Origin of the sequence: Bradyrhizobium macuxiense, assembly GCF_001542415.1 — a bacterium.
Lineage (GTDB): Bacteria > Pseudomonadota > Alphaproteobacteria > Rhizobiales > Xanthobacteraceae > Bradyrhizobium > Bradyrhizobium macuxiense.
The window spans coordinates 49,859-68,008 of sequence record NZ_LNCU01000120.1; the positions used below are offsets into that span (position 1 = coordinate 49,859).

The 18,150-nt window shown below is 65.0% G+C and carries 19 protein-coding genes; 8 read left to right on the top strand and 11 right to left on the bottom strand.

The features are described 5' to 3' along the window. Positions 1 to 29 precede the first annotated feature (29 nt). Entirely contained in the window at positions 30 to 926 is an 897-nt protein-coding gene (locus AS156_RS37010) for a methylated-DNA--[protein]-cysteine S-methyltransferase (protein ID WP_066514835.1), read from the top strand. Between the two features lie 256 nt (positions 927 to 1,182). Here the strand turns inward: AS156_RS37010 and AS156_RS37015 are convergent, their stop codons facing one another. From AS156_RS37015 to dnaK, 8 genes are all read right to left on the bottom strand, one after another. Further along, positions 1,183 to 1,806: a 2,3-bisphosphoglycerate-dependent phosphoglycerate mutase gene (locus AS156_RS37015; protein WP_066514837.1), complete on the bottom strand. Its 624-nt coding sequence runs from the start codon at positions 1,804 to 1,806 to the stop codon at positions 1,183 to 1,185. A 28-nt stretch (positions 1,807 to 1,834) separates the two neighbouring features. Beyond that, on the bottom strand, positions 1,835 to 2,647 hold the full coding sequence (dapB, locus tag AS156_RS37020) for a 4-hydroxy-tetrahydrodipicolinate reductase (RefSeq protein WP_066514839.1): 813 nt from the start codon (positions 2,645 to 2,647) through the stop codon (positions 1,835 to 1,837). A 150-nt stretch (positions 2,648 to 2,797) separates the two neighbouring features. Continuing rightward, positions 2,798 to 3,100, bottom strand: coding sequence for a DUF1330 domain-containing protein (locus tag AS156_RS37025; protein WP_066514841.1), 303 nt, complete (start codon positions 3,098 to 3,100; stop codon positions 2,798 to 2,800). A gap of 19 nt (positions 3,101 to 3,119) precedes the next feature. Beyond that, complete coding sequence (gene pyrF, locus AS156_RS37030; protein ID WP_066514843.1) at positions 3,120 to 3,830, bottom strand: orotidine-5'-phosphate decarboxylase; 711 nt, start codon at positions 3,828 to 3,830, stop codon at positions 3,120 to 3,122. A 6-nt stretch (positions 3,831 to 3,836) separates the two neighbouring features. Continuing rightward, positions 3,837 to 4,415, bottom strand: coding sequence for an NADPH-dependent FMN reductase (locus tag AS156_RS37035; protein ID WP_066514854.1), 579 nt, complete (start codon positions 4,413 to 4,415; stop codon positions 3,837 to 3,839). 46 nt (positions 4,416 to 4,461) lie between these two features. Further along, positions 4,462 to 5,064: a class I SAM-dependent methyltransferase gene (locus tag AS156_RS37040; protein ID WP_066514857.1), complete on the bottom strand. Its 603-nt coding sequence runs from the start codon at positions 5,062 to 5,064 to the stop codon at positions 4,462 to 4,464. A 91-nt stretch (positions 5,065 to 5,155) separates the two neighbouring features. Further along, entirely contained in the window at positions 5,156 to 6,295 is a 1,140-nt protein-coding gene (dnaJ, locus tag AS156_RS37045) for a molecular chaperone DnaJ (protein ID WP_066514858.1), read from the bottom strand. Between the two features lie 146 nt (positions 6,296 to 6,441). Continuing rightward, the gene (dnaK, locus tag AS156_RS37050) at positions 6,442 to 8,343 is read right to left on the bottom strand and encodes a molecular chaperone DnaK (RefSeq protein WP_066514859.1); all 1,902 of its coding nucleotides are present in this window, start codon (positions 8,341 to 8,343) and stop codon (positions 6,442 to 6,444) included. 581 nt (positions 8,344 to 8,924) lie between these two features. Here dnaK and AS156_RS37055 point away from each other — a divergent pair. The 4 genes from AS156_RS37055 (at position 8,925) to AS156_RS37070 (ending at position 12,048) form a co-directional block, all read left to right on the top strand. Further along, the gene (locus AS156_RS37055) at positions 8,925 to 9,863 is read left to right on the top strand and encodes a hypothetical protein (protein WP_066514868.1); all 939 of its coding nucleotides are present in this window, start codon (positions 8,925 to 8,927) and stop codon (positions 9,861 to 9,863) included. Positions 9,864 to 9,962: 99 nt separating this feature from the next. Next, the gene (pncA, locus tag AS156_RS37060) at positions 9,963 to 10,673 is read left to right on the top strand and encodes a bifunctional nicotinamidase/pyrazinamidase (protein WP_066514870.1); all 711 of its coding nucleotides are present in this window, start codon (positions 9,963 to 9,965) and stop codon (positions 10,671 to 10,673) included. Positions 10,674 to 10,694: 21 nt separating this feature from the next. Further along, entirely contained in the window at positions 10,695 to 11,549 is an 855-nt protein-coding gene (locus tag AS156_RS37065; RefSeq protein ID WP_066514877.1) for an AraC family transcriptional regulator, read from the top strand. Positions 11,550 to 11,625: 76 nt separating this feature from the next. Next, positions 11,626 to 12,048 (top strand): VOC family protein, encoded by a 423-nt coding sequence (locus AS156_RS37070; RefSeq protein WP_066514879.1) that lies wholly within the window; start codon positions 11,626 to 11,628, stop codon positions 12,046 to 12,048. Positions 12,049 to 12,078: 30 nt separating this feature from the next. Here the strand turns inward: AS156_RS37070 and grpE are convergent, their stop codons facing one another. Together grpE and hrcA are read right to left on the bottom strand one after the other, a co-directional pair. Then, complete coding sequence (gene grpE / locus AS156_RS37075; RefSeq protein WP_066514882.1) at positions 12,079 to 12,684, bottom strand: nucleotide exchange factor GrpE; 606 nt, start codon at positions 12,682 to 12,684, stop codon at positions 12,079 to 12,081. Positions 12,685 to 12,787: 103 nt separating this feature from the next. After that, a complete protein-coding gene (gene hrcA, locus AS156_RS37080) occupies positions 12,788 to 13,876 on the bottom strand; it encodes a heat-inducible transcriptional repressor HrcA (protein WP_066514885.1) in 1,089 nt (362 codons plus the stop codon). Between the two features lie 299 nt (positions 13,877 to 14,175). On the opposite strand from hrcA, the gene rph reads away from it, so the two are divergent. Genes rph through hemW form a run of 3 tightly spaced genes read left to right on the top strand, consistent with a single transcriptional unit; the run spans position 14,176 to position 16,680 of the window. After that, positions 14,176 to 14,889, top strand: coding sequence for a ribonuclease PH (gene rph / locus AS156_RS37085; RefSeq protein ID WP_066514887.1), 714 nt, complete (start codon positions 14,176 to 14,178; stop codon positions 14,887 to 14,889). A gap of 11 nt (positions 14,890 to 14,900) precedes the next feature. Beyond that, positions 14,901 to 15,536: an RdgB/HAM1 family non-canonical purine NTP pyrophosphatase gene (rdgB, locus tag AS156_RS37090; protein WP_066514888.1), complete on the top strand. Its 636-nt coding sequence runs from the start codon at positions 14,901 to 14,903 to the stop codon at positions 15,534 to 15,536. After that, positions 15,523 to 16,680: a radical SAM family heme chaperone HemW gene (gene hemW, locus AS156_RS37095; protein WP_066514891.1), complete on the top strand. Its 1,158-nt coding sequence runs from the start codon at positions 15,523 to 15,525 to the stop codon at positions 16,678 to 16,680. Before rdgB ends, hemW begins: the two co-directional genes overlap by 14 nt. Positions 16,681 to 16,777: 97 nt before the next feature. On the opposite strand, the gene AS156_RS37100 is transcribed toward hemW, so the two are convergent. Continuing rightward, positions 16,778 to 17,980, bottom strand: coding sequence for a penicillin-binding protein activator (locus tag AS156_RS37100; protein WP_066514897.1), 1,203 nt, complete (start codon positions 17,978 to 17,980; stop codon positions 16,778 to 16,780). Positions 17,981 to 18,150: the final 170 nt, after the last annotated feature.

The following is an 18,150-nucleotide window of genomic DNA, read 5'->3' on the forward strand; positions in this document are numbered from 1 at the left end:
GACGCGCCATGGCTCCTAAGTCAGACAGCATGATGACACTCGCCATACACGACCAGCGCCTGGCCAAGCCGGGCCCCCAGAACGCAGCGCTGCGCGACTACGACTCGGTGCGGCGCGCGATCGCCTTCATCTCGGAGCACTGGCGTGCGCAGCCGACCATCGAGGCGATGGCCGACTCCGCCGGTGTCACGCCGGATGAACTCCACCATCTGTTCCGCCGCTGGGCGGGGCTGACCCCGAAAGCCTTCATGCAGGCGCTGACGCTGGACCACGCCAAGGGCCTGCTGCGCGACTCCGCCAGCATCCTCGATGCGGCGCTCGACTCCGGCCTTTCCGGCCCGGGACGGCTGCACGACCTGTTCGTGACTCACGAGGCGATGTCGCCCGGCGAGTGGAAGAACGGCGGCGCCGGCATGACGCTGCGCTACGGCTTCCATCCCTCGCCATTCGGCACCGCGATCGTGATCGCGACGGGCCGCGGGCTGGCGGGTCTCGCCTTCGCCGATCCCGGTGACGAGCAGACCGCCTTCGCCGACATGAAACGGCGCTGGCCGAACGCGACCTATGTCGAGGATACCGACGGCACCACCGCGCTCGCCCAGCGCATCTTCGATACGCGGCTGTGGCGGTCGGACCAGCCGCTGCGCGTGGTCCTGATCGGCACCGATTTCGAGGTGCGGGTCTGGGAGACGCTGCTGAAGATCCCGATGGGCTGCGCGGTCAGCTATTCGGACATCGCCAACAAGATCATGAACCCGAAGGCCTCGCGCGCCGTCGGCGCCGCGGTCGGCCGCAACCCGGTGTCATTCGTGGTTCCGTGCCATCGCGCACTCGGCAAGAGCGGCGCGCTGACCGGCTATCACTGGGGCGTCACCCGCAAGCAGGCGATGCTCGGCTGGGAAGCCGGCCAGGTGGGATTGCACTAACTGAAGCGCGATGAGATCACGTTTAATCGTCATCGCGCTTTAGCTTCTTATTTGAGCATGATCTCCGCGCAAACGCGTTCCGCGTCTGTCGCGAGGGAATACCGCGCCGCACTTTTCCGGATCATGCTTTGGACAAAAACTTCGAAAACAACCCCATGCACAGTAGGGATTGGGCCACTAAGGCATGATCCGGCCGTGAAGCCTTCGAGACGCGCGCAAAGGTGCGGTCCTGAGAGGATGGCGGGCTGAGCGGTCTTCAAGCGGCCAGATCGACCTTCGACGCGACAGTCGAATCCGCATTGAGCCGGTAGACCACGGGCGCACCGGTAGCGAGCTCGCGCTTCAGGATCTGCTCGGGCGTCAGCTTCTCCAGCACCATGATCAGCGCGCGCAGCGAATTGCCGTGCGCGGCGATCAGCGTGCGCTGGCCGTGCAGCACGCCGGGCAGGATCTCCTGCACATAATAGGGCAGTGTACGCGCAAGCGTATCCTTCAGGCTTTCGCCGCCGGGCGGCGGCACGTCGTAGGAGCGGCGCCAGATCAGCACCTGGTCCTCACCCCATTTCTTGCGGGCGTCGTCCTTGTTGAGGCCGGAGAGATCGCCATAGTCGCGTTCGTTGAGCGCGAGATTCCTGGTCGTCGGCAGCCCGGTCTGGCCGATCTCGGCAAGCATCAGCTTCAGCGTGTGCTGGGCGCGCGTGAGGTCGGAGGTGAAGGCGACGTCGAACGACAAGCCCTGCGCCTTCAGCTTGCGGCCGGCTTCCTTGGCCTCGTTGATGCCTTGCTCAGTGAGATCAGGATCCTTCCATCCGGTGAAGAGATTCTTCAGGTTCCATTCGCTCTGGCCATGCCGTACGAGCACAAGAAGACGATCGCTCATTTCCAGGATTCCGTTTCAGCTTCAGGATTTATTCGCTCAGGCCGAGCACGTCAGCCATCGAGTACATGCCGGGCTTCTTGCCATGAGCCCACAGCGCCGCCTTCAGCGCACCTTGCGCGAACAGCGCGCGATCCTCGGCGTGATGCGACAGCGTCAGGCGCTCCGAGGGACCGGCAAAGATCACGCTGTGATCGCCGGCCGCGGTGCCGCCGCGCAAAGAGGCAAAGCCGATGTCACCGGCGCGCCGTGCGCCGGTCAGGCCGTCGCGGCCACGCGCCGAATGCTGCTCCAGCACGATCTTGCGTCCGGCGGCCGCAGCTTCGCCGAGCATCAATGCCGTGCCTGACGGCGCGTCGATCTTGGACTTGTGGTGCAGCTCGAGAATTTCGATGTCGAAGCTCTGGTCGAGCGATTGCGCGACGCGCTTGACCAGCGCGGCGAGGAGATTGACGCCGAGGCTCATATTGCCCGACTTCACCACGATCGCGCGATTGGTCACGCTCCTGATCACGGCATCATCCGATGGTGACAGACCGGTGGTGCCGATGACGTGAACTATGCCGCGCTCGGCTGCGATCGCGACATTGGCGATGGTTGCGGCCGGCACGGTGAAATCCAGGATGCCGTCGGCATTGGCCGACATCGACCACAGATCGGCCGACAGCACGACGCCGTTGGCGGGCAGACCGGCGAGCACTCCAGCGTCTTTGCCCAGGAGCTCAGAACCCGGTGCTTCGAGTGCGCCCACCAGGACCGCTCCCGGGGTTTCGGAAATTATGCGCGTCAGCGTGCGGCCCATCCGGCCGCCGGCTCCCGCAACAATCAAACGCATGTCAGCCATGGCTCACCTCTCAGGGCCGTATAAAGCATGATCCGGAAAAGTGGAAACCGGTTTTCGGGCGCGACAAATGCGGAACGCGTTTGCACGAGGATCATGCTCAAACGGAGGCCAGCGCAGGCTGTTCCCGTAACCCGATCGGCCAGCCCGGGATCAGGGCTGCGGACCGTCGTAACCCTCGATGATGATGAGATCGGCGATCGAATGGGGCTGCCGAACCTTGATGTTGGCCTGGTATTCCGGCGAATTGTAGCAGGCCATCGCGGTCGCATAGTCGGGGAATTCGATCACGACATTGCGCGAGCGGCTCTGGCCCTCGACACCATTGAACTGACCGCCGCGCACGACATAGCGGCCGCCGAACTTCTTGAAGATATCGAGGTTGGCCACCGCGTAGGGCTTGTAGCCTTCGTCATTGTGAACGTCGACGCGTCCGATCCAGTATCCCTTCGCCATGTTTTCTTCTCCCTTTTGTTCAGGCCAGCGCCTGCGCGATTTCGGTTTGAATGGCTTCGGCGGCGGCCCCGGGATCGGCAGCCTCCATGACCGGGCGCCCCACCACCAGATAGTCGGCGCCGGCGGCAATCGCACGAGCCGGTGTCATGATGCGTTTCTGGTCGCCGGTGGCAGACCCCGCGGGGCGAATGCCCGGCGTCACCAGGTGCATCTGGTGACCGACGATCCCGCGCAAGGCCGCCGCCTCTTCGGGCGAGCTCACGAGGCCATCGACGCCGAGCGCCTGCGCCTGCCTGGCGCGCGCCTCGACGAGATCGGAGACGTTCAGGCGATAGCCCGCTGCATGAAGGTCGCTGTCGTCATAGGAGGTCAGCACGGTGACCGCGAGGATCTTCAGGCCCGACCCGGCGCGCGCCTCGACTGCCGCCTTCATGGTCTGCGGGTAGGCATGCACGGTGAGGAAGGTCGCGCCGAGGCTCGCGATGCTTTCGACACCGCGCGCGACCGTGTTGCCGATGTCGTGCAGCTTGAGATCGACGAAGACCTTCTTGCCGCGGCTCGCAAGCTGCTTCGCCAGCGGCAAGCCGCCGGCATAGGCGAGCTGATAGCCGATCTTGTAGAAGGTGACGCTGTCGCCGAGCTTTTCGATCATCGCTTCCGCCGCGGCAACGGACGGTAGATCGAGCGCGACAATCAACCGGTCTCTCGGAGCGATCTTGGCTGGCTGCATGTCACCTCACATCATGCGTTGGGAATGGTCGATCAACTGCCGCACCAACGCTCGCATCGCCTCGATGTCGGCGGGATGCCTCAGACGGTTCATATCGTCATAGGCCTGCTCGGCGAATGACAGCGCGAGCTGGTTCGGGATCACCGTCGCGTGGCATGCCGAGAGGATCAACCGCAGCGCCGCCAGCGCGCGCGTGCCGCCGAGCCGGTTGCCCGAGGCCGCTGATATCGCAAAGACGCGATCGCGGAACACCTGGCCGCGCGCCTCGTGCGGATCCTGCACGCGGCTGACCCAGTCGATCGTGTTCTTCACCAGCGCCGGCACCGAGGAATTATACTCCGGCGTCACCACGAGCACGCCGTGGTGGGCGCCGATCATCCGCTTGAGGTTGACCGCATTCTGCGGCACGCCCGATTTGGCCTGGAGGTCACCGTCATAGATCGGCAGCGGAAAGTCGGCGAGCGAGATCCGGGTGACGTCGGCGCCCTGCTGCACCAGTTCCAGCGCGGCCACGGCCGCGAGCTTCGCGTTGAGCGAGCCGGTGCGAAGCGATCCGGGGATCACGAGGATTTTCAGCGCGGACATTTTGAAATCGCAGGCAGAGCGAGCTCCGCGCGACGGCGCAGAGCGATCAGCCCTTGCGATACACCCAGACCCGGGCGGGCGGAAGGTTCATCCAGATTCGCTCGGACGCCTCTGTGGACACGCCCGGCAACGATTTCGGAATCGGGGGCACGACCGAATAGGTGAACTGAATGAAGGGAGCGCCGGGCGCGAGCGCCACGAAGGCATCGCGGATCAGCTTCAGGCGCGTCAGCATCGGCTTGGTGACGAGCGGCAGGCCGGAGACCACGGCCGAGGCGGGAGATTTCAGGACCTCCCAGAGCGCATCGCGGAGCGCGTAGGCGTCACCCTGGACGACCTTGGCTTGCGGATAGCGTTCGCGCAGCAGCGCACAGAAGCCCGGATTGTATTCGACCAGCACGAGCCGCTTTTGATCGACGCCGTGCTCGATCAGCGCGTTGGTGATCGCACCGGTGCCGGGTCCAAGCTCGACGACCGGCCCTTCGGCATCCGCATCGACATATTGCGCCATGGTGCGGGCGAGCAGCCGTCCTGACGGCATCACCGCGCCCATATGCAGCGGCTTCTCAATCCATGAACGGAGAAAACGGACCTCGTCGTCGAGACGGAGGGGCTTCTTCAACGCACGCGCGGACGATTGCAAGGGCATGTCGCTACCAGGCGGGACCGCACAATCGAGCGGTGTCAGAAAACAGTCACAAAGACGTATAGGTCAGAACCGTTACGGTCAAGCACGACGACTACTGCTGAGCCGAGCGATTTCCGAAGAAGTCCTTGACCTTAGAGAAGAAACCCGCCGCCTCCGGCTGGGTTGCACCGGACGACAGCTTTTCGAACTCCGCCAGCAATTCTTGCTGTTTCTTGGTCAGATTCTGCGGCGTTTCGACTACGACCTGGACGTACATATCGCCGGTCTGGCGCGACCGCAGCACCGGCATACCCTTTGATGCGATGCGGAATCGCCGCCCAGATTGGGTGCCCGCCGGTACTTTCACCTTGGTCTTGTTCTTGTCGATGGTCGGCACCTCGAACTCGCCACCGAGCGCGGCGGTTACCATCGAAATCGGCACGCGGCAGTGCAGGTCGGCGCCGTCGCGCTGGAAGAACTGGTGCGAGGTGAGCGACAGGAAAATGTAGAGGTCTCCAGGCGGGCCGCCGCGGATGCCGGCCTCGCCTTCGCCGGCGAGACGAATGCGCGTGCCGTCCTCGACGCCCTGGGGAATGTTGACCGACAGCGTCCGCTCGCGCGTCACCCGGCCGGAGCCGGCGCAGGAGGCGCAAGCGTCCTCGATCATCTGGCCACGGCCCTGACAGCCCGGGCAGGTGCGCTCCAGCGTAAAGAAGCCCTGCGCCTGCCTGACGCGGCCGGCGCCGCCGCAGGTCGAGCAGGTCTTCGGCTTGGTGCCGGCCTTGGCGCCGGTGCCCGAGCAGGCTTCGCAGGTGACCGAAACCGGGATCTCGATCTGCGCGGTCTTGCCCTGGAAGGCTTCCTCGAGCGTGATCTCCATGTTGTAGCGCAGGTCGGCGCCGCGCTCGCGGCCGCCGCTGCGGCGCTGGCCGGCCATGCCGAACAGGTCTTCGAAGATGTCGGAGAAGGAGGAGGCAAAGCCCGCGCCGAAGCCGGGGCCAGCTCCGCCGCCGCCCATGCCCTGCTCGAAGGCGGCATGGCCGAAGCGGTCATAGGCGGCGCGCTTGTCGCCGTCCTTGAGCACCTCATAGGCTTCGTTGATTTCCTTGAACCGGACCTCGCTGCTGGCGTCGCCCGGATTCCTGTCCGGATGCCATTTCATCGCGAGCTTGCGGAAAGCTGCCTTGAGCTTGGTCTCATCCGCGTTCCGATCGACCTCGAGGGTCTCGTAATAGCAGCGCTTGGTGGACATCCTTCAATTCCGTCCGAAGTTCGTCGCGATCGCAGAGGATTGCGCCCGTCTGCAAGATGTAGCGATCGCCTTAAAGAAAAATGACCCCCACTCCATCGAGACGCGACGCGTGCTCTTTGGTGTGAGGGCCATGATCCAACCCGCGTTTAAGCAGATTTCTTGTTGTTCTTGTCGTCGTCGACCTCGGTGAACTCCGCGTCGACAACGTCATCCTTCGCAGCGTCCTTGGCCGCATCGGCCTCGGCCTGCTGCTTGTACATGGCCTCGCCGAGCTTCATCGAAGCCTGGGCGAGCGTGTTGGTCTTGGCCTTGATCGCCTCGGCGTCGTCGCCCTTCAGCGCTTCCTTCAGGTCGCTGACGGCATCCTCGATCGCGCGGCGCTCGGTGTCGGCGATCTTCGAGCCGTGCTCGGCCAAAGCCTTCTCGGTCGAGTGGACGAGACCGTCGGCGTGGTTCTTGGCGTCGACCGCCTCGCGGCGCTTCTTGTCCTCGGCCGCATTGGCCTCGGCGTCCTTGACCATCTTGTCGATGTCGGCCTCGGACAGACCGCCGGATGCCTGGATCCGGATCTGCTGTTCCTTGCCGGTCGCCTTGTCCTTGGCCGAGACGTTGACGATGCCGTTGGCGTCGATGTCGAAGGTCACCTCGATCTGCGGCATGCCGCGCGGAGCCGGCGGAATGCCCATCAGGTCGAACTGGCCGAGCATCTTGTTGTCGGCCGCCATCTCACGCTCACCCTGGAAGACCCGGATGGTGACGGCGCCCTGATTGTCTTCGGCCGTCGAGAACACCTGGCTCTTCTTGGTCGGGATCGTGGTGTTGCGGTCGATGATGCGGGTGAACACGCCGCCCAGCGTCTCGATGCCCAGCGACAGCGGGGTCACGTCGAGCAGCAGCACGTCCTTGACATCGCCCTGCAGCACGCCGGCCTGGATCGCAGCGCCGATCGCGACGACCTCATCCGGGTTGACGCCCTTGTGCGGCTCCTTGCCGAACAGCTGCTTCACGACTTCCTGGACCTTCGGCATGCGGGTCATGCCGCCGACCAGCACCACTTCACCGATCTCGCCGGCGGTGAGGCCGGCATCCTTCAGCGCCTTGCGGCACGGCTCGATGGTCTTCTGCACGAGATCATCCACCAGCGCCTCGAACTTGGCGCGGGTCAGCTTCATCGTCAGATGCTTCGGACCGGTCTGGTCGGCCGTGATGAAGGGCAGGTTGATCTCGGTCTGCGTCGTCGACGACAGCTCGATCTTGGCCTTCTCCGCAGCTTCCTTCAGACGCTGCAACGCGAGCTTGTCGTTGCGCAGGTTGATGCCCTGCTCCTTCTGGAACTCGTCAGCGAGATAGCCGACCAGGCGCATGTCGAAGTCTTCGCCGCCGAGGAAGGTGTCGCCGTTGGTCGACTTCACCTCGAACACGCCGTCGCCGATCTCGAGGATCGAAATATCGAACGTGCCGCCGCCGAGGTCGTACACCGCAATGGTGCCGGTCTTGGTCTTGTCGAGACCGTAGGCGAGCGCCGCCGCGGTCGGCTCGTTGATGATGCGCAGCACTTCGAGGCCGGCGATCTTGCCGGCGTCCTTGGTGGCTTGACGCTGCGCGTCATTGAAATAAGCAGGAACCGTGATGACGGCCTGATCGACCTTCTGGCCGAGATGCGCCTCAGCGGTCTCCTTCATCTTCTGCAGGATGAAGGCCGAAACCTGCGAGGGCGAATAGGTTTTGCCGTCGGCTTCGAGCCAGGCGTCGCCGTTCGATGCCTTGACGATCTTGTAGGGAACGAGCTTCTTGTCCTTCTCGACCATCGGGTCGTCGTAGCGGCGGCCGATGAGGCGCTTCACCGCAAAGAAGGTGCGCTCGGGGTTGGTCACCGCCTGGCGCTTCGCCGGCTGGCCGACAAGCCGCTCACCATCATCAGTGAAGGCAACGATCGACGGCGTCGTCCGCATGCCTTCCGCGTTCTCGATCACCTTGGCATTTTTGCCATCCATTACGGCGACGCACGAATTCGTGGTGCCGAGGTCGATCCCAATGACCTTACCCATGGTTTTCATATCCTCTTTGCTACGGCAGGTTGGTTGGGCCCTGACGGCGCTCCGTACCGAACCCCCAGACGTTCACATACTCGCGATATTGCGACGGTGAGCCTGATATAGGAGAGAGGGTCCTGCCCGCAAGGACTGGACGCAACGTTGAGGCCTGAAAAGACTGACGTTTGAAAGATTGTGTCAGCTCCGGGATCGCATGGGTCCACCCTCAAACATGTTAACAAATCGGCAATGTTCGCGACGCTTCCGACAGCGATCAGCCGCCGCGCCATCGACCCGGATTGTTGAGTGAACGCTCACAACGGTCCCGCGCCCCGCGCGCAAAGAGGCGCGCTATTTGGCCGCTGGCGACTGTGCCGGTCGCACGAGCCTCCCCCCGGAGAAATGCCGGGAAACACCGGAAAGTACCGCCCTACCAGGGGAAACGCCCCGGGAATCGGGGCGCCAAGGCCGGAACGAAGACACGGCGGCCCTGTTGCAGGGTCATCAAAACCGCTAAAAGCGGGCCGACTGAGTGCGGCCCACCCAGCCCTGCATCGGCCCGTCGAGCGGCCGCCGAGCAAACCGGTAGATCCTCCATGATGCCTTTTCGAGTTCTCGCTGCGGTCGCCTTGCTGATTGCCGCCACGTGTTCTGCCTACGCTGCCGACGTGGTGTTTCCGCCAGGCGCGCATGTCGGGATGAAGCCGCTGGTCGGCCTCTCGCGCGCGAAGACGTTCATCGGTTTCGAGACCGAAGACCAGAGCGTGAGGGTGCTGATCGCGGATCTGCCCGCCGATGCCTATGGCGAGGTCGTCAGCGCCTTCAAGGCCAATCCCGCCGGCAGCGGCGGCATCAAGCCGGAAAGCCTCGAGACCCCGGCCGGGCTCGGCTACTACACGATCGAGAGCGCGCGGGACGGCGCGACCAATGTCCGGCGCTATTCGATGATCCTGCCGGGCTCGACCTTCTCCGGCTATGTCGCGGTGCAGGTGCCCGAGAACGCCGCCAAGATCTACACCGATGACGCGGTGCGGCAGATGTTCGCCACCGCCGTGATCCGCAACGAGGTGCCGGTCGACGAGCAGCTCGGCATGATGCCGTTCAAAGTCACCCAGCTTGCCGATTTCAAGACCGTCCGCATGCTGGCACCCGGCGCGGCGCTGATCCTGGCCGATGGCGACGAGAGGACCGGCTTCGAGGCCAAGCCCTTCATGATCCTCGGCGTCATCACCTCGACCGCAGCCTCCCCCGACGATCGCGGCCGTTTAGCCCAGCAGGTCGCCACCACGATTCCCGGCGTGCGCGACGGACGCATCACCATGTCCGAGCCGATCCGGATCGACGGCCAGCCGGGTTACGAGACCCGGATCGACGCGACCAGCGGCAAGGACAACACGCCGGTGACCATCGTGCAGTGGCTGCGCTTCGGCTCGCAGTCGTCGGTCCGCATCATCGGCAGCTCGCCGCGCACCGATTGGGAGACGGCGTTCCCGCGCTTCCGCGCGGTGCGCGACGGCATCGAGCCGCGCGGCTGATCGGCCGTTTCGCAAGGCGCGCCAAAAAACGGACTTTCGCCGATACGCAGACGGAACTAGCCTCCTCGCGCGGTTTCACGCAAAGCGGGGAGAGGCACGATGTTGGATCGACGAGGGGTTGTTGCAGGTCTCGGCGCGGCGGCTGTGGCAGGCCTGGTTCCGAGCCGGCTTTGGGCAGCAGCAATCAAGCCTGACGACGCCTCGGCTCTTCTGGTGATCGACGTCCAGAACTGCTTCCTGCCCGGCGGCAGCCTCGCGGTGAAAGACGGCGAGCAGGTCGTGCCGGTCATCAACAAGATCGCCAAAAGCTTTGCCAATGTGGTGATGACTCAGGACTGGCACACGCCCGGACACGTCTCCTTCGCCTCAGCGCATTCCGGCAAGAAGCCGTTCGAGACGATCGACCTCGCCTACGGCAAGCAGGTGCTGTGGCCCGACCATTGCGTGCAGGGCACCGACGGTGCCGCGCTGTCGAAGGATCTTGCGATCCCGCAGGCCGAGCTGATCATCCGCAAGGGCTTCCACCAGGACGTCGACAGCTACTCGGCCTTCACCGAGGCCGACGGCAAGACCACGACCGGACTTGCCGCCTATCTGAAGGCGCGCAACGTCACGCGGCTGTTCGTCGCCGGGCTCGCCACCGATTTCTGCGTGGCCTGGACTGCGCTCGATGCCCGCAAGGCCGGCTTCGAGACCTATGTGGTGGAAGACGCCTGCCGCGGCATCGACACGCAGGGATCGCTCGCCAAGGCGTGGGCCGACATGGACAAGGCCGGCGTCAAGCGCATCAAGTCGTCCGATATCGCGTAAGGCTTTTCGCGCGGGGGCAGTATGGCCGGGATCGCGGCGCCTGTCGCATTCGACTTCGCCCAGCGCTCGCCGTCATCGCGCATGGCGGGCCTGATCGTCGGAATGACCGGCTATCGCGAGACGGCGGCGGGCTGGTTTTCGCAGCGCCAGACCGCCCCGCTCATCGCTCCGCTGATCGTCAGTTTCGGCACGCCCTTCCTGATTGCGCTCGCGCGTGAGCCTGGCGCATCCGACCGCCAGCTCAGCTTCGCCGCCGGCCTGCATGCGGGCCCCGTCTACATCAAGTCCGACGGGCGGGCGGAGTGCGTGCAGGTCGATTTCACGCCACTTGGCGCCTACCGCTTCTTCGGCGGCGCCGTCGCGGAGCTCGCCGGCCGCATGGTCGATATCGACGACGTGCTCGGCCGCGAGGGGCGGCGGCTGCGCGAACAGCTCGGAGGCGCCGCGAACTGGCACCGGCGCTTCGATCTGATCGAGGACTTCGTGCTTCGTCGCGTGGGCTACGTGCCATCGCCGGAGATCGTGTTCGCCTATCGCGGGCTGGCGCGATCGGCCGGCGCCGCCAGAATCGCGACACTTGCCGCGGACATCGGCTGGAGCCGCAAACACCTCGTCGACCGGTTTCGATCCGAAGTGGGACTCGCCCCCAAATCGGTGGCACGCATGATGCGCTTTCGTGAAGCTTGCCGGCTCGCACAGGGCGGAGCGGCCGGCGGCTGGGCGGGGATCGCGACGGAGAGCGGCTATGCCGACCAGGCGCATCTCGCCCGCGAATTTGTCGAGTTCGCCGGGGAGCCACCGACGGCCTGGGCCCGCCGGCTGGCGCTGACCGACAACCGCTTGGCGCGTTCCGGCAATCTGACGGCCGACTGGTAACAAACCTTCAAGCCATCGGCGCATTGCGCTGCGCATACTGGCGCCATCAGTCCAACAGTGACGGAGGCATACGACCATGAGCGACATCGAGCCACCGCGCATCTTCCCGACGATGCGCTGCCGGGATGCAGAGGCGATGATCAGCTGGCTGAAGGCCGTGTTCGGCTTCACCGAATATGTCGTCTACCGCACGGATGGCGCAGTCCAGCACGCCGAGCTCGCTTTCGGCTCGTCCTTGCTGATGCTCGGCCAGAGCCGCGACGACGCGTACGGCAAGCTGGTCGGCGACGACACCGGTCGCCGCACCGACTCGATCTATGTCGCCGTCAACGATCCCGATGCCCTGCACGCAAAGGCCAAGGCCGCCGGCGCGAAGATCGAAATGGACCTGCACGACACCGACTATGGCAGCCGCGATTTCGCCTGCCGCGATCCGGAAGGAAATCTCTGGAGCTTCGGCACATATTGGCCGAAGGCCCATGAGAAACCCCCGGCATGATGCCGCGCAACCCGCAAGCAGACTGGACGATCAGGCCGTGAAATCGGCAACCGGGGTGGCCTTGGCGCCGCCCTTGGAGACGCCGACCAGGGCCGGACGCAGGATGCGCTCGCCGATCATGTAACCGGCCTGCACGACCTGGACCACGGTGCCGGACGGCACCGACGGATCGGGCACCTCGAACATCGCCTGCTGGAAGTTCGGATCGAACTTCTCGCCGATCGGATCGAACTTCTTCACGCCGTTCTTTTCCAGCGCGTTGAGCAGCGAGCGCTCGGTCAACTCGACGCCTTCGATCAGCGCCTTCAGGCCGGGATCGGCGGCTTCCTTGGCCTCGGCCGGCACAGCATCGAGCGCGCGCTGCAGATTATCGGCGATATCGAGCACGTCGCGGGCAAAGCCGGTGATCCCGTAGGTCTTCGCGTCGGCCACCTCGCGGCGGGTGCGCTGACGGAGATTCTCCATCTCGGCCAGCGTGCGCAGCGTTCTGTCACGCGCCTCCGCCAGTTCCTTGGTCAGCGCCTCGGCCGATCCGACCTCGGGATCGTCGGGCATGATGTAAGGCTTGGAGACCACAGGCTCACCCGTCGGGTCCGGATTCTCGGTATTGTCATTGGTCCGGTTCGGATCGGTCATGGCTTGCCTTCTCGAAAACTCGCGTCGGTTCAAATCTTGGGGATTGGTTAGGCCGGATATCGTGCTTTGGGCTCCGAAAATCAAGCGCCCTTATGTCCTCCGGTCAGCCGCCCAGGATCTTGCTGACGATGCGCGCGGCGTAATCGACCGTCGGGATCACCCTGGCATAATTCAGCCGCGTCGGGCCGATCACGCCGAGGACACCGACGATCCGCCCCTGCGCGTCGCCATAGGGCGCAATGATGGTCGAGGAACCCGACAGCGAGAACAGCTTGTTCTCCGAGCCGATGAAAATCCGCACCCCCTCACCGCGCTCCGCGCGACCGAGCAAATCGATCACACCGCGCTTGGTTTCGAGGTCGTCGAACAACGACTTGATGCGCTCGAGATCGTCGAGCGCATGCAGATCCTCCAGCAGATTGGCGTGGCCGCGCACGATCAGCTGCCGATCCTCGTTCTCGCCGCCGGACCAGCTCGCGATGCCGGCCGCGACCACCTTTTGCGTGAGCTGATCGAGTTCCGCGCGGTTCTGCGCCAATGCGGTCTCGAGCTCGAGGCGGGCTTCGGCCAGCGTCCGGCCACGGATCCGCGCATTGAGGAAGTTGGTCGCTTCGATCAGCGCCGAAGACGGAACGCCCGGCGGCAGCGCCAGCACCCGGTTTTCGACCTGGCCGTCTTCGCCGACCAGCACGACCAGCGCCCTCTCCGGTTCCAGCCGCACGAACTCGATGTGCTTCAGCCGCGCATTCGACTTCGGCGTCAGCACCACCGCCGCGGCGCGGGTCAGGCCCGACAGCCGGGTCAGCGCCTCGCTGAGTGCGGCCTCGACCGTTTGCGCGCGGCCGACCGCGGCGAGTTGGGTCTGGATCGACTGCCGCTCGTCCTCGGTGAGATCGCCGATCTGCATCAGGGCATCGACGAAGAAGCGCAAGCCGAGTTCGGTGGGCAGCCGCCCGGCCGAGGTATGCGGCGCATAGATCAGGCCGAGCTGCTCGAGGTCCGACATCACGTTGCGTACGGAGGCCGGCGACAGCGGCAAGGCGATCAGGCGCGAAATGTTGCGCGAGCCCACCGGCTCGCCGGTCGCCAGATAACTTTCGACGATTTGACGAAAAATGTCGCGCGACCGTTCGTTGAGCTGGGCCAACCCGGCATGCGGCGCAATCAGGCTAATCGGATCGTGGTGAGCCACACTCTACTCCCTCACATTTCCCTAATCTGTCGATCCGGGAGGCCGGTGACAAGCATGCATTCGGCCCGGGAAATGGGAGGCGGACCAGGCGCATACACCGGGCCGAAAACCCTTGCCGCTGCCCGTTCCCGATCCTACAAGCACGGTGAGCGTGATCCGGACCGATACGCCCGCGTTAGCGGAAAATGGAAGCCGGTTTTCCGAAAGATCGTGCTCAAACAAAAAGATAGAACGCGAAGACGATCGACGATAAGTCATCGCGCTCTAGCCACTTCTTTCTCGGATTTTTGGAGGACTCCATGCGGCCAAGCCGCCGTGCGCCCGATGAACTGCGTCCCGTGTCGCTGGAACGCGGTGTCGTCAAATATGCCGAGGGTTCCTGCATGGTGAAGTTCGGCGACACCCATGTGCTGGTGACCGCCACGCTTGAAGAGCGGCTGCCCCCCTGGCTGAAGGGCCAGGGCCGCGGCTGGGTCACCGCCGAATACGGCATGCTGCCGCGCGCCACCCTGGAACGCACCCGCCGCGAGGCCTCCGCCGGCAAGCAGGGCGGCCGCACCGTCGAAATCCAGCGGCTGATCGGCCGCTCGCTGCGCGCCGCTATCGATCTCGAAGCATTGGGCGAACGCCAGATCACCGTCGATTGCGACGTGATCCAGGCCGATGGCGGCACCCGCACCGCCTCGATCACCGGAGCCTGGGTGGCGCTTGCCGACTGCCTCAACTGGATGAAGACCCGCAACATGCTGAAGGCCAACGTCTTGCGCGACAATGTCGCGGCGATCTCCTGCGGCATCTACCAGGGCACGCCGGTGCTCGATCTCGACTATGCCGAGGATTCCGAGGCCGAGACCGACGCCAATTTCGTCATGACCGGCGACGGTCGCATCATCGAGGTACAGGGCACCGCCGAGAAGACGCCGTTCTCGCAAGACGAATTTTTGGCACTGATGGCGCTGGCGCGCAAAGGTGTCGCGCGTCTGGTCGACTTGCAAAAGATCGCGGTGGCGTAGACACATTGGTCATGCACCGCCGAATCACCGGAAGGCTCGTGATCGCGACCCACAATCCCGGCAAGCTCGCCGAGATGCGGGAACTGCTGGCGCCGTACGGTGTCGAGGCGGTGTCGGCCGGTGAGCTCGGTCTCGCCGAGCCCGAGGAGACCGGCGACAATTTTCGCGCCAATGCGGCGATCAAGGCGATCGCTGCGTCCAAGGCAACAGGACTGCCGGCCTTTGCCGACGATTCCGGCCTCGCGGTCGATGCGCTTGACGGCGCACCCGGCATCTATTCGGCGCGCTGGGCCGGCGAGGGCAAGGACTTCATGGCGGCGATGACGCGCATCGAACGCCTGCTGCAGGAGCGCGGCGCCACCACGCCGGACCGGCGAAGTGCGCATTTCGTCTCCGCGCTGTGCGTGGCCTGGCCGGACGATCACCTCGAGGAGGTCGAGGCCCGCGCCGATGGAACCCTGGTCTGGCCGCCGCGCGGCACCGCCGGATTCGGCTATGATCCGGCCTTCCTGCCTGACGGACATGCGCGGACCTTCGGCGAGATGACGAGCATCGAGAAGCACGGCCTGCCGCCGCTCGGGCTTGGCCTGTCGCATCGCGCACGCGCCTTCGTGAAGCTCGCGGAGATCTGCCTTGAGCCACGCTGAACGAGAGGCCTTCGGCGTCTACGTGCACTGGCCGTTCTGCCTGTCGAAGTGCCCGTATTGCGATTTCAACAGCCATGTGCGGCATGCGCCCGTCGACGAGGAACGCTTCGTGCGCGCATTCGCCCGCGAGATCGAGACGACCGCCGCGCGCGTGCCCGGACGTGAAGTCTCCTCGATCTTCCTCGGCGGCGGGACGCCTTCGCTGATGCAGCCGCAGACCGTCGGCGCAGTGCTCGACGCGATCGGCAAGCACTGGTCGGTGGCGCGCGACGTCGAGGTCACGCTCGAGGCGAATCCGACCAGCGTCGAGGCGACACGCTTCCGATGCTATCGCGCCGCCGGCGTCAACCGCGTCTCGCTCGGCGTGCAGGCGCTGGACGATGCATCGCTGAAGGCGCTCGGCCGCCTGCACACGGCGCGCGAGGCGCTCGATGCGGTCGCGATCGCGCGCAGCGCCTTCGACCGCTATTCCTTCGACCTGATCTACGCCCGTCCCGACCAGACGCCGGAGATGTGGGCCAGCGAATTGAAGCAGGCGATCTCGGAAGCGGCCGAGCATTTGTCGCTCTATCAGCTCACGATCGAGGAAGGCACGCCGTTCTTCGGGCTGCACGCCGCCGGCAAGCTGAAGACACCGGATGAAGCGACCGCACGCGCGCTCTACGACGTGACGCAGGAGGTCTGTGCGCGCGAGGGATTGCCGGCCTACGAGATCTCCAACCACGCGCGCGCCGGCGCCGAATGCAAGCACAATCTCGTCTACTGGCGCGGCGAGGAATATGCCGGCATCGGCCCCGGCGCGCACGGCCGCCTCGACATCGATGGCGTCAGGCACGCGACCGCGACCGAGCGGCGCCCCGAGGCATGGCTGCTGAACGTCGAGGAACGCGGGCACGGCGTCGTCACTGACGATAGCCTCAACAGCGAAGAGCGCGCCGACGAATTCCTGCTGATGGGACTGCGGCTCGTTGAGGGCATCGATCCCAAACGCTACGCGGCGCTGTCGGGTCGCCGGCTCGATCCCCATCGGATCGCCATGCTGCGCGAGGAGGGCGCGATCGCGGTCGGTGCCGACGGACGGCTGCGGGTGACGAAGTCGGGCTTCCCTGTGCTCGACGCCGTCGTTGCGGACCTCGCGGCTTAGAGCATGATCCGGAAAAGTGTGAAGCGGTTTTCCGAAAAGATCATGCTCAAATAACAAGCTAAAGCGCGATGACGATTCAATGTGATCTCAGCGCGCTTTAGGCGCCAAAGCTCTTCGGCGAGCCGGCAACCGCCGTGCTGCCGCCCGACGCCACCTTCATGACGGCGAGGCCGCGTTCGTTGGTTCCGTCTGAGCGGAAGCGGAACAGGCCGTCGATGCCAGCAAAGCCTGACGGATTGGTCAACGTCTCCGGCGCAAAGCGCTGCGCGCCCTGCGTGCGCGCCAGCGCCGCGACCAGCGCGACGGCATCATAGGCAAGGGTTGCGGTGCGCACCGGCTCACCGCCGAACTTGGTGCGGTAGCGGCCGGCGAAGCTGCGGAAACCGGCCGGATCGGGCGCGGCATAGAGGCCGCCCTGCAAAACCGGACTCGCTGACACGCGCGGATTGTCCCACAGCCCGGTGCCGAGCAGCTGGATGTTGCGCAGATTAGCGCCCGCCGCGGTCAGTGCATCAGCGGTGGCGACAACCGAATCGCCGTCATCGGCAATCAGAAGCGCATCAGCCTGGCCGAGTGCCTGCGCCACGTTCCGCGCCGGCGTCGCGCGATCCGCGCCGTATTTCTCGAATGCGACGACGCGGCCGTTCTTGCGGCTCACCGCCTGCTTGAACGCGGCCTCGACCACGTTGCCGTAGGCATTCTCAGGCACCATCGCCGCAAAGGAGTGCTTTCCGATGCCGGACGCGTAGTCGACGATGCGATTGATGTCGGACTCCGGCAGGAAGCTCAGAAGATAGACGCCGCGCCCGGCGACGCTCGAATCTGTCGAGAACGCGATCATGGAGGTGCCGCGTGGGCGCGTCAGTTGCGCGGCGGCCGGCACCGAGCCCGCAAACAGCGGCCCCAGAATGATCTCGGCCCCTTCGGACAGCGCCTGCTGGGTTCCCTGCGACGCGCCTTGGGGGCTGCCGGCATCATCCTTGATCAGCAGCTGGATGTTCGGATTCTGAAACTCCGCCAACGCCATCTCGGCGGCGTTCCGCATCGATTGCGCGGCAACCCCGGCATTGCCGGACGCCGACAGCGGCAGAATCAGCCCAACCTTGACCTGCCCCGTCCCAATCGCCTGCGGCTGTTGCTGCGGCCCAGCGGAAGGCCCGGCCTCCGGGGTGGAATACTGGTTGAGAGTTTGCTGCACGCCCGAGCAGGCCGACAGCAGCGGCGCGCCCATGATAAGGCCAAGCGCGGTCCGCCGGGTCGTGCCCGACGGCGGGGACTTGCGGTTATGCGGGCCTGCCATCGTCTCTCTTCTCTTGACCGACCATCATCGGCCAGGACTCCATCCAGCCTGATGAGGCCGGTGGATTCAGGCATATTGTCGGCGAATAGTTAACTAAAACAAAAGGATTATGGCCTCCCCGCGCCGTTGCGGGGGCTTCCGTTTCCTGGTTCGGCGGCGCTTAGCCAACG